The sequence below is a fragment of the Enterococcus lactis genome, from assembly GCF_015751045.1.
Taxonomy (GTDB): domain Bacteria; phylum Bacillota; class Bacilli; order Lactobacillales; family Enterococcaceae; genus Enterococcus_B; species Enterococcus_B lactis.
In genome coordinates this window covers 22,842-34,676 of the sequence record NZ_BNJW01000009.1, presented here as the reverse complement: position 1 = coordinate 34,676, position 11,835 = coordinate 22,842, and the positions used below count along the sequence as shown (strand labels likewise).

Annotated in this window: 10 protein-coding genes and 2 other annotated features; of the genes, 3 read left to right on the top strand and 7 right to left on the bottom strand. The window is 38.8% G+C overall.

Going from position 1 to position 11,835, the window contains the following annotated elements; all coding sequences use genetic code 11:
- The first annotated feature begins 96 nt into the window (after positions 1–96).
- On the top strand, positions 97–1,038 hold the full coding sequence (locus tag KFO35_RS06255) for a 2-dehydropantoate 2-reductase (RefSeq protein WP_065763711.1): 942 nt from the start codon (positions 97–99) through the stop codon (positions 1,036–1,038).
- A gap of 142 nt (positions 1,039–1,180) precedes the next feature.
- Here the strand turns inward: KFO35_RS06255 and KFO35_RS06250 are convergent, their stop codons facing one another.
- Positions 1,181–2,077, bottom strand: a complete 897-nt coding sequence (locus KFO35_RS06250) for a WaaS/CpsH family glycosyltransferase (RefSeq protein ID WP_070703738.1) — start codon at positions 2,075–2,077, stop codon at positions 1,181–1,183.
- 268 nt (positions 2,078–2,345) lie between these two features.
- Between KFO35_RS06250 and KFO35_RS06245 the strand changes: the two genes are divergently transcribed.
- On the top strand, positions 2,346–3,686 hold the full coding sequence (locus tag KFO35_RS06245) for an amino acid permease (RefSeq protein ID WP_070703740.1): 1,341 nt from the start codon (positions 2,346–2,348) through the stop codon (positions 3,684–3,686).
- A gap of 376 nt (positions 3,687–4,062) precedes the next feature.
- Complete coding sequence (locus KFO35_RS06240; protein WP_070703742.1) at positions 4,063–4,506, top strand: DUF305 domain-containing protein; 444 nt, start codon at positions 4,063–4,065, stop codon at positions 4,504–4,506.
- A 316-nt stretch (positions 4,507–4,822) separates the two neighbouring features.
- On the opposite strand, the gene nhaC is transcribed toward KFO35_RS06240, so the two are convergent.
- The 6 genes from nhaC to KFO35_RS06210 all read right to left on the bottom strand — a co-directional run bounded on the left by nhaC (position 4,823) and on the right by KFO35_RS06210 (position 11,832).
- Positions 4,823–6,241 (bottom strand): Na+/H+ antiporter NhaC, encoded by a 1,419-nt coding sequence (gene nhaC / locus KFO35_RS06235; protein ID WP_070703744.1) that lies wholly within the window; start codon positions 6,239–6,241, stop codon positions 4,823–4,825.
- Between the two features lie 403 nt (positions 6,242–6,644).
- The gene (locus tag KFO35_RS06230) at positions 6,645–7,868 is read right to left on the bottom strand and encodes a M20 family metallopeptidase (RefSeq protein ID WP_070703746.1); all 1,224 of its coding nucleotides are present in this window, start codon (positions 7,866–7,868) and stop codon (positions 6,645–6,647) included.
- A 31-nt stretch (positions 7,869–7,899) separates the two neighbouring features.
- Positions 7,900–8,739, bottom strand: coding sequence for a MetQ/NlpA family ABC transporter substrate-binding protein (locus KFO35_RS06225; RefSeq protein ID WP_070703748.1), 840 nt, complete (start codon positions 8,737–8,739; stop codon positions 7,900–7,902).
- Positions 8,740–8,755: 16 nt separating this feature from the next.
- The gene (locus KFO35_RS06220) at positions 8,756–9,436 is read right to left on the bottom strand and encodes a methionine ABC transporter permease (protein ID WP_070703750.1); all 681 of its coding nucleotides are present in this window, start codon (positions 9,434–9,436) and stop codon (positions 8,756–8,758) included.
- A 1-nt stretch (position 9,437) separates the two neighbouring features.
- Positions 9,438–10,511, bottom strand: coding sequence for a methionine ABC transporter ATP-binding protein (locus KFO35_RS06215; protein WP_070703752.1), 1,074 nt, complete (start codon positions 10,509–10,511; stop codon positions 9,438–9,440).
- A 58-nt stretch (positions 10,512–10,569) separates the two neighbouring features.
- Positions 10,570–10,808 (bottom strand) — a binding site (T-box leader).
- Between the two features lie 42 nt (positions 10,809–10,850).
- Positions 10,851–11,084 (bottom strand) — a binding site (T-box leader).
- Positions 11,085–11,160: 76 nt separating this feature from the next.
- Complete coding sequence (locus KFO35_RS06210; protein ID WP_070872895.1) at positions 11,161–11,832, bottom strand: HAD family hydrolase; 672 nt, start codon at positions 11,830–11,832, stop codon at positions 11,161–11,163.
- Positions 11,833–11,835 lie beyond the last annotated feature (3 nt).

Genomic DNA, 11,835 nt, shown 5'->3' with positions numbered 1-11,835 from the left:
ACACTTTTTTTCACTTTTTTCAAACAAAACAATGCTATTTTCTTCTGTTTTTCTATATACTAAAAGGGAACTCATTGAATAAAGGAGAGAAAAAACATGAAAATCGCAATAGCTGGAGCCGGAGCAATGGGCAGCCGAATCGGATTGATGTTGCATCAAAGCGGAAATGAGGTCGTCTTGATCGATCGCTGGCCTGCTCACATTGAAGCCATTCGTACAAATGGATTGATTGCTGACTTTAATGGCAAAGAAGTAGTTGCAAAACTGCCAATCTATTCACCAGAAGAAATCATCGAAAGCAACGAACACGTGGATTTGATCGTAGCCTTGACAAAAGCGAATCAATTAGATGATATGTTTCGTTCGATCCAATCCATTATTACTGAGAATACTTATGTTTTGTGTTTACTGAATGGATTAGGTCATGAAGATGTACTGGAAAAATATGTACCAAAGAAAAATATCTTATTTGGGATCACGATGTGGACAGCTGGTCTAGCTGGTCCCGGAAAAGTCACATTATTAGGTGATGGAGAAATCGAACTAGAGAACTTGGAACCAGAAGGCGAAGCATTTACAAAAAAAGTTGTAGAAGTCTTTCAAGAAGCAAGATTGAATCCAATCTATAGTCATAATGTTCGTTATTCCATTTGGCGAAAAGCTTGTGTAAACGGAACATTAAATGGATTATGCACGATCTTGGATTGTAATATTGCTGAACTAGGTGCGCAAAAAGCGGCAGAGGGCATGGTTCGAACGATCGTATCTGAGTTTGCTTCTATCGCAGCAATAGAAGGAATCACATTAGATCAAGAAGAAGTGTACCAGCATATTGCTTCTACTTATGATCCTGACAACATCGGGTTGCATTACCCATCTATGTACCAAGACCTGATCAAAAACCATCGTTTGACTGAAATCGACTACATCAATGGTGCCGTTTGGCGAAAAGGACAAAAATATGATATTGCTACACCCTATTGTGCCTTTTTGACCCAATTAGTCCATGCAAAAGAAGGAATCCTTGGCGCAGAATAAAAGGCTCTCTGATGAGAATCAGCTGGATCAGCAGCTGGTTCTCATTTTTTTACCCCCACGAAAGATCAAAAAGAAAAACACAATTCTCATGTTGCCATAAGAATTGCGCTTGTTTATTTTCATCTATGATTGTTTGGCACTTTTATTTATTTTTAACAGAGGAAAGATCGTATTCATATTGTTCATAAATAGCGGAGTCAGTAGTGAAAAAACGTTTTGCCCAATTTTCTGCATCAAAAAATTCCAACAGTTCTGATGGGATTGGCTGAAATGGCGTATGCAGAAATTCCGGTAATTCATCTAAATCACGTTCTTGAAGCAAAAAAATATTTTCAGGATGATAAAACTGATAATGAGCTATGGCTTGATTATCTGTCACTAGCTTCTTTTGAAAATACATAGATTCAAACGTTCGCAAAGTCACTCCTTGCTGCCCTTCCCGCAACAGTTCTAGAATCCCGCTCGATTCCCCAGTTTTTTTCAGATACTCTTCATAAGTAAGGTATCCAGGTTGTTCATTTCCTCGAAGCGGAAGAATAAAGTAATTGGTCGTAACACCTCTTTTTGTAAATTCCTGCTTATATTTTTCTGCCCGTTCTTTTCTGCCGTTATTTGTTGCACCAAAAAAAAGATCCGTCTTTGGTTCGCTAGAAGAAAAATCCATATGTTTCGAATAAAAGGAACTATTATGTTTTAGTCCAAGTTCTTTTGCTTCCAAAAAATCAAAATGATAAATCTCATCGATTGACGGTTCATCTTGTGCCTGTTTCAGCATCGCCTCGTGTTCTGCTTTGAAGTGGTTCCAAAAAAATAACACGATTTTTGCATTGGTAAATGGACGCACGCGTCGAGCCATCTCCATATCAAATCCATAATCTAAAAAAACGATCAGCTGATAATTTGCCAACTGTTGTCGAGCCGATTTAATGAATTCCGACTGTAGTAAATCTTTTCCGGACCAAACATCTAAAGAGCGGATGGAAGGAAAAAAATAAAGTGATTTATTTTTCGCAACTAGCAATACGTCGTTTTTGTTCATCTGTTCCGCCTCACTTTCTCTGTCACTTTTTCCTATGATAGCCTGTTTAAATAGTAAAAAGCCAGTAAAACGCTTCCTATTATTTTTATAAAAATTTAATATTTCTATGAAAATACGATGAAATAAATCATTCTTCCATTAAAATATGCCTAAAAGTTTTCTGAATAGTTGTAATTGTCTGAAAATTTGTTATCATTAGTCATTGTTATTATTGCTATTTATTCTTACTATACATTTTGATTGTGAATTTAAAAGAAAGAGGTTATTTATGGAAGATAAAAAATTGAAAAAACAACTTAGCTCCCGACATATCACCATGCTAGCTTTGGGTGGAGCGATTGGTGCAGGTCTATTTAAAGGAAGTGGCGAAGCGATTGGAATCGCCGGCCCTTCTGTATTGATCGCTTTTTTGATTGGCGGAATGATTTTATATATCGTGATGAAAGGTCTGGGAAAAATTGTTTTAAGTGGTGGCGATACGCACCACGGATTATCTGGATTGATTCGTCCATATCTAGGTGCTCATTCTGCCGATTTTACCGATTGGGTCTACTGGTCCATGTGGATTATCAATATCATTGCTGAAGCTGTTGCAGCTGCTTCCTTTTTACAGTTGTGGTTCCCCCACGTCCCAGCTTGGGTATTTGTTTTTATGTTGGCTGTTTTAACTACTATCATCAATCTTTATTCGGTACGATTATTCGCAGAGACAGAATATTGGCTGGCCTTTGCTAAAATCAGTGTCATTATCCTATTGATCATTTTTGCTGCTTATCTTGTTGGTCAGCAAATGTTGGGTTCTGGTGTTTTCCCTACCCTTCAACAATTGACTGATCATGGTGGTTTTACTCCTCATGGTATGAAGGGAATCATCAGTTCTTTGCTTGTAGTTATCTATTCTTACGGCGGTTCTGAGCTGATTGCTATCACAGTAAGCGAAGCAGATGATCCTAAACGTGCGATTCCTAAAGCAATCAAAGGCGTTATGGGAAGAATCATTTCCTTTTACATTATTCCTTTATTTTTGCTTTTGATTATTTTTCCTTGGAATACATTAGCAGGTACGAACGTTAGTCCTTTTGTGATGGTATTTGAAAAAATGAATATTCCATTTGCAGCAGATATCGTCAATTTCGTGATTGTTCTTGCTCTGTTCTCGTCTATCAATTCAGGTGTGTATGCTTCTTCGAGGATTTTGTTCTTCCGCTTGAAAGATCGAAAAGGTTCCTCTAGAAAACTAGCTGTTTTAAACAAGCATCAAGTACCGCAACGTGCTGTGCTGTTTTGTACCAGTGTTCTTTATCTAGGTGTGGCTCTTTCTTATTTTGTCGGTGACAAATTATTTGGCTATCTGGCAGGTTCTCTTTCCTATACAGTATTATTGATCTGGATCATTATCAGTGCTGCGTCCTTTATACTGGCACTAAGGAAAGGAACGTTATGGGACAAAGGAATCAGCTTTTTTGCATTAGCAGTCTTAGGGTTGATTTTCCTTGGTATCCTATTCACGAACTCCATTGGGGTAACTGTATTGACCGGTCTGCTTTACCTGTTCATTTATTTCAGTTATCAAAAAAAGAACGATGCTTTCGTCTTGATGAATGAATGAAACCAATAGAGAATTTTATTCTATTTATATTGAATAGCTGGAGCTATTGAAAAAGGAGCTGCGACAAAAATTGTTGCAGTTCCTTTTTCCGAATAAACGGTGTTCAAAAACTTACATCTGCGGTAATAAGAACAGCTTTTTCACGACCTTTCCACTAAACGGTGTTCTCCTGTCAACTCCTCGGTCACAAGTCTCAATATTCAACAAACATGAGAAACTATTTTTTGAAATTGTTCCTTGTGACTCAGTGTTAAACGGCAGGCTCACGACCTCTTGATAAACGGTGTTCAAAAACCATCTGTGCAGATTAATTGATTGTTCTCCACGTTCATGACATGATAGAAGAAAGGAATGAAGAAAAAGGAGTTTGTTTTAAATGAAAAAGTATTGGAAGTTTTTGTTGATGATTGGTGTTTCGACGGTAGTCATGTTTGGTATGATGTATTTGAATGTTTATGCGCTCGACCATATCTTCTTCAGTCGCACACGTGTATTCATGGCGCTGATGATGGGTGCAGTCATGGCAGTCATCATGTTGTTGTTCATGTGGAAAATGTATAAAAACAAAAAGATAAATGCTATGATTTTAGCGGCAAGTCTTCTTGTTTTTGCTGGTTCCTTATTTATGGTACGAAGCCAAACAACTGTCAACGATACGGCGTGGATGAAGGCAATGATCCCTCATCACTCTATTGCTATCTTGACAAGTAAACGAGCTGATTTAAAAGATCCTGAAGTAAAAAAATTAGCGGAAGAAATCATTCAGGCACAAGAAGAAGAGATCGATAAAATGAAAAAAATGATCAAAGAAATGGAATGACCATTATCTATCCAAACAGAAAAAGAGGTTGTGAAAAAGCTGCCCTGCATCAAGTAATAAGAACAGCCAAACAAAAATAGCTTCTCATATTTTTCGTTTGATTAGGCTTATTACCGCAGATGCAAGCTTTTGAACACCGTTTATCGAGAGGTTGTGAAAAAGCCGCTTAGTTTCGAGTATGAAGAAAAATTTTGTGAAAATGGCTTTCCACATTTTTGCATAAATTTGGCTTAATACCGAGAAACTGGCTTTTGAACACCGTTTATTCGTAAAAGGGAGTGTGACAAGACTTTTGTCACACTCCCTTTTTCCGTTTTTATTGTTCTAATTGCGCTGTCTTGCTTACTGCTTCTTGCGGTTTCACAAATTTCTTTGAGATCCCCCAACCTGTAAAGGCACTGACCATCGAAAACACAGGTGAAAGCAAACTGAAAAACACGAATGGCAAGTAAGTGAGTGTAGGAATGCCAAATGTACTTGCTACGAAACTTCCGGCGATTCCCCAAGGCACTAAGTAATTGATCACTGTTCCACCATCTTCTAGTGTTCTCCCTAATACAGTTGGATCAAAGCCTGCTTTTTCGTAAGTTTCTTTAAATGCATTACCAGGCAGGATAACAGATAGAAATTGTTCTCCAATAAAGATATTTACTCCGATGCTTGTCATCAATGTTGTAAAAATCAATTTTGGGGTGTTCGTCATCTTTCTTGATACTCGTTCCATAACGGTTGAGATCAACCCAAATTCGATCAACAAACCACCTAATGACAATGTTAGAATAATCAATGACACAGTTGGCATCATACTTTCGATTCCTCCACGGCTAAGCAGTGAATCGATTTGTTGGTTTCTAGTATTTGAAACAAATCCAGATTCGATGACCCCTGCCAACTTTGTTAAGGAAGTTTGTGGGTTTTGAATAAAGATCATTCCTACTGCTACAGCGATATTCAACAAAATCGTCAAAATTGCCGGCACCTTTTTCCATGCACACAAGAGCATTAAAAATAGAGGAATCAGTGACCAGATCGAAATAGTAAAGTTTGCTTCTAGAATATCGGTCACTTCACGAATAGATGAAAGACTTGCGGCTTTACTTGTGTGTCCTAAAATCATGAATAAAAAGAAAGAAACAACAAATGCCGGAACAGTCGACCACATCATATGCTTGATGTGTTTGAACAAATCGGCATCAACAATAGCTGCTGCTAAATTTGTTGATTCGGATAATGGAGACATCTTGTCTCCAAAAACGGCACCTGAAACAATGGCTCCAACTACAAGGGCTGGATTTAGTCCTAGTGTTGTCCCAATACCGAAAAATGCAATCCCAATCGTTGACATAACCGTAAAGGCACTCCCTACAGCGCTACCTACGATTGCACAAACAACAAATACAGAAGGGACGAACCACTGGACACTGATCAATTTAAATCCAATGACCATGAGGGTTGGAATAATTCCTGCTTGTATCCATACAGCAATCAATGAACCGACTAAAATAAAAATAAAGATTGGAATGATCCCCGATTTGATGCCATTGATGATCCCTTCGTGCAGCCAATCTGTCGGGAATTTTTTTATCACTGCGTACAACATGACCATTCCGATAGCTGCCAAAATCGTGATATTAGGCGAAACCTTTAATCCGACAACGCCAATCGCAATGCCTAAAACAATGACCATTAATACAAGTGTTGCTTCTAAAAAACTTGGTGTTCCTTTTTTTTCCATGATAATCTCTCCTTTTTTAGTTGTTCTTATGTTCTAAAAAAGTTAAGATATCGGATTACTCCGCCACAATTCATCCGCGATTCCTCCTTTATAAAAATAAAAAGACCTGCTTTCAACTAAGGACGAATGACTCCGCGGTACCACCTTAATTAAAAACAGATCTGTTTTTCACTTTCAAACGATTATTCAAATGTATGGACTTTCCATGTAATTCGTCAATTAGGCTTGATCGATTCGCAGCGACCACCGACTTTCTGAACAAAACACCTAACCGCTACTGCGTGAAAAGTTGACTTGTATGAAGTTTACCTTCCATAAGATCATTTGTCAATGAAAAAGAAAATATTTTTTCATTTTTCTGAAAATTATTTTTATCACTTTCACGCACAACTTTATCTTTTTACTAGAAAGTAGCGCCCTCTTGTTTTTTTCTTGCTACTGTTTCTTGATGTTCTTGTTTGATTTTTTCTAATAGCTTGGGTTCTCTCAATAAATCTAGAGCTGTATTGGCAAGTAATTCCGCTGCAATCGCAATAGAAGCAAGTCCTTTTTCACTTTTAGCAGCAGCTTTGAATTCTTCTGTATGTCCGGCAATGTATGTCTCAGAGATTGCTACAGTAGGCTGTATCGTTGGAATGACTTGGCTGACATTTCCTACATCAGAAGAACCTAGACTTGTTCTTTGTTCCGTTTCTATTTCTTCATCAGGAACACCTGCTTCTTTTGCATGTTGGAAGAATAAGTCATCGAAAGAAGGCGTGACGATGACATCATCGACTGCATTTTGGAACAATCCAAACTCAAAAGTCGTACCCGTGCTTAATGCAGCACCTCGTACGATATTTTCCACTTTTTCATATACTCTGTCTAATGTTTGTCGATTTCCTGCACGTAAATAGAAACGTCCAGCAGCGTAGTCTGGTATGACGTTGGCCGCCACGCCTCCATCTGTAATGATTCCATGGATATTGACATCTTTTGGCAATTGCAAGCGTAGAGCGTTGATTCCGTTAAACACTTGGATCAAGGCTTCCAAAGCATTTACTCCTTTTTCAGGTGCTGCTGCTGCATGAGAAGCGACACCGTAAAATTTGATATCAACTGGATCATTTGCTAAAGATTCTGTCGTTTTCCCATAACGAAAAGCTGGATGGACACATAATGCTGCATCGACATCCTCAAAAAAACCTTCCCGAACGAAGCTGCCCTTAGCTGATCCATTTTCGCCTCCTTCTTCCCCTGGAGTACCATACACACGGATTTCTCCGCCAATCTCATCAATGAATTGTTTCACTATGCTGGCTGCTAATACGGAGTAAGTACCAAATAAATTATGTCCGCATGCATGACCAATACCTGGTAAAGCATCAAATTCTGCCAAAAAGGCAATTGTCGGACCTGGTTTATTGGAAATATAACGTGCATCAAAGCCTGTTCGGTGCCCAGCTACTTCTTTTTCTACCCAGAACCCTTCTTTTTCCAATTGTTTGATTAAAGCTGCTGAGGAATAAAATTCATAATTACTTACTTCAGGATGGTCGTGAATAGCTAGTGCAAGTGCTTGATATTCTGGTAAACGGTATTGGATCAGATCTTTCAATTGATTTGTTGAGAGTGTGGTTGTCATAAAAATTTCCTCCTATGCTAGTCGTTTTTTCTTATTTTCTCCCGAATGTTTCCCACGCAGGTACGCTTGAACCTTTTGATGTTTTTTCGATTACTTTGGCTGTTTCTTCTGTTTGATAGGCATCTACTATTTTTTGATACGTTTTATTGTCTTCATCTTCTTTTCTTGCAACGATGATATTGACATAAGGACGTGCATGGTCATCGACTGGTTCTAAGAAGATTGCATCAGAAGCGGGATTAAATCCAGCATCTACAGCTACACCGCTATTGATGACTGAAATGTCTACATCCGACAAAGCACGTGCTGTTTGGGAAGCATCTAACTCAGAAATGTCTAGATTTTTTTTATTCTCGGTAATATCAGAAACGGTAGGCGCTTGGCCTTTTGCCTTGTCCACTTTGATCAATCCAGCAGTTTGCAATAACAGAAGAGCTCTGCCGCCATTCGTGACATCATTAGGGATGGCAACTTTCGCTCCATCTTTGATATCAGCCACATCTTTTAACGTATTGGAATAAATTCCCAACGGTGCATTAACCGTATTCCCAATCGATACTAAATCAGTTCCGTGTTCTTCATTGTAATTGTCTAAAAAGAATTGATGTTGGAAGGAGTTCAAATCGATCGATCCATCTGCTAAAGCCGCATTTGGCTGATTGTAATCTGTAAATTTCACATATTCCAAATGGATGTTTTCCTTTTTCAAACGCTCTTTCACATCGTCCCATACATCTGTATCTTCCCCAATGATCCCTAGTTTTACGGTCGTTTCTTTTTTGTCAGTTGTAGCTACTTTTCCTTGGCTGCACCCTACCAACCAAATAATTGCTACAAATGTAATGACTGCAAAACGAATAATTTTTTTCATTTTTTCTCCTCCACTTTCAATGTGTGATTTTTTTAATCAGTTGATTACTGATAAATTGACTCAAAAAAACTAAGACCAGAATCAATAATGTAGCGACAATCGTTACATCTGTTTGGAATCGATTATATCCTCTCGATATAGCAAGATTCCCTAATCCGCCGGCACCTACTGCTCCGGCCATGGTAGTCAGTCCGATCACATTGATAATCGTCAACGCTGAGACCCGAATGATACCGGGTAACCCATCTAACAAATAAACACGTAAAATGATGCCGATTGGGCTCGTGCCCATCGCTTCTGCTGCTTCGATCACCCCAGGATCAACTTCTAGCAGTGCATTCTCGATTTGACGGGCAAAAAACGGGACAACACCAAAAATCAAAGGGACTAAAGCTGCTTTGGCACCGATCGTCGTTCCAACTAAGAAACGAGTAGTCAAAGCTAAAAGGGAAAGCAAGATAATAAAAGGGATGGAACGAATGATATTGATCAACTTATCAAGTATTTCGAACAGCAGCCTGTTAGCTAGTAATCCATTTGGACGCGTCACTACTAACGTCACACCTAGGATGATTCCGATAATCCCACCAATGAATGCCGTCCAAAAAGACATATATAGTGTTTGCTTTGTCGCTTCGATGAATTCATCCGGAATCAAATAGACATTCGGCAAATATGTTTTAAAAAATTCAGTCATTTTAGCTTCCTCCTTCTATGACTTTGATACGGTTATCTAATTCGTTTTTTTGTAAAATAGTTACTTTTACACCAGATTTGATCAAATAATCCAATGCTTTTTGCCGCTGTTTGGTTTCTCCAGCTAAAGTAACGATCAAACTTCCTAAGGGTGTTTCTTGTAATAGCTCTACATTACCGTATAAGATATTCGCTGTTACTTGGTACTTGCTGTAAAGATGAGCGATTAGAGGTTCGTTCGTCTGGTTGCCGATATAACTTAATTCCACCAACCATTTATTTGCAATCTGATCGGCAAAAGCAGCATGGGCACTGATTGTTTCCAATGCTTGGTCAAGGTGTGTCGCTGTCCGAATAAAATCTTTAGTCAATTCTTCTTCAGGATGACTGAAAATCTGGATGCTGCTGCCTTTTTCAATGATTTTCCCAGCTTCCATAACCGCCACCTTGTTGCAGATTTCTTTGACAACTTGCATCTCGTGAGTAATCAGGACGATCGTTAGACCTAGTTGACGATTTAGTTTTTTTAACAGCGCAAGGATCTGAAGGGTCGTTTTCGGATCAAGTGCACTAGTTGCTTCATCGCATAACAACACTTTAGGTTCATTTGCCAGAGCTCGTGCGATTGCCACTCGTTGTTTTTGTCCCCCCGACAGTTGTTTAGGATACGCAGATGCTTTTTCTTCCAGACCGACAAGTTCCAGTAGTTCATTCACTTTTTGACGACGTTCCTGTTTTGATTTTCCAGAATACTTTAGAGAAAAATCTACGTTGTCAAAAATCGTTCGACTTTCCATTAGATTGAAATGCTGAAAGATCATACCGATGGCCTTTCTTTCTTTTCGCAATTCTTTTGGAGAGAGCTGGCTTAAATTCGTCTGGTTGACGATGACTTCTCCTGCTGTTGGTTTCTGCAACAAATTCATCACGCGGACTAACGTACTCTTTCCTGCACCTGAGTAACCGACGATCCCATAAACATCCCCTTTTTCAATCGTTAAATCTACAGAATCTACTGCCTGTATCTCTTTTTCTTTTTGTTTGAAACATACAGAAACATCTCGCAATTCAATCATTAACATTCCTCCTTGTCTATAAAAAAAGCATCCTCAAGAAAATGAAAATAGTCATTTTCTTGAGGACGCCTTTTTGCGTGTTACCACCTCATGTTCAAGCTGTGTTCACACACAACTCCTCTTCAAGTACCATCATACTCTAGCAAGATATCGGTCGCAGCCGTCACCGCCTTACATCTATGCTCGGGATGAATTGCTCGATGGCCATTTTCCAATAGTCGTTCCTTGCTTCTTCTCAGCTACCGAAGCTCTCTGTCAAAGGTTCTTCTATCGTACTTACCATTTCAATGCAAATAATATTCAAAAAAAAAATCCTTTTACTAACATAAACTATGTCAGTAAAAGGACGACGTATCGTGGTACCACCTTTTTTCGGAAGTTTTCTTCCCTCAAGCCCAACATCTCAAAAAGAGAGATTGGCGTTCGTTTTAACGGTCGAACATTTCCGAATTTGCCTACTTATCGACAAATTATTCTCCAAGGCCATTTTCAGCTTTTCTTACTTGACTCTTCACACCAGCCAGAGCCTCTCTGCAAAGTTTCCAAACTTACTTTCCTTCTCAACGAAATCAATATTTTGTTGTTGGGAATAATCTACAGGAGGAAAACTGAAAAGTCAAGCATGAAATTCAAATTATTTTTTCTATATTTATTTTTCTGTTTTTTTATCTAACATTTCAATAACAGTTCGAAGATCTTTCCCTTCCGCAAGAAGGTTCAATTTTTCCTTCTCTTCGACGCTATAATTTCGAACAAAACTGGAATCGGGTATCAAAACAACGCCTAGTCCAGCACGTGAAGCGGCTGTCGCTCCTACTAAAGAATCTTCCACTGCAAAAGCTGAAGGAGCTTCTAATCCTGTTCGTTCCAAAGCTGTCAGATAAGGGACCGGTGAAGGCTTGTTCTCCGATACTTCATCTCCGAACGTAAACGTATCAAAGTAATCGGCTAATTGAAAGTGATCCAAGATATCTGTTGCTCTTTTCGTAACAGTTGTTGTAGCAATCCCTAGTTTCATATGACGTTCTTTTAAGTCTGTCAATATTTCTTTTGCGTAGGGTTTCAATTGGATAGCTCCACTTGTCAGCTGTTGATAAAAATATTCTTCACGCTTTGCTCGGACTTCCTGCACTTTTTCAGGACTGCCTGCTACCTGCACTAAAATATCAAAACTTTGTTTCCAGTTTTTTCCGCCCCAAGCGTCAACGATTTCTTTCGGGATATGAATATCAAATTGCTGGAATCCCCAAAGCCAACCATCCCGATACGTTCTTTCCGTATCCACTAACAAACCATCTAAATCAAATATTGCACCTTTCATCTA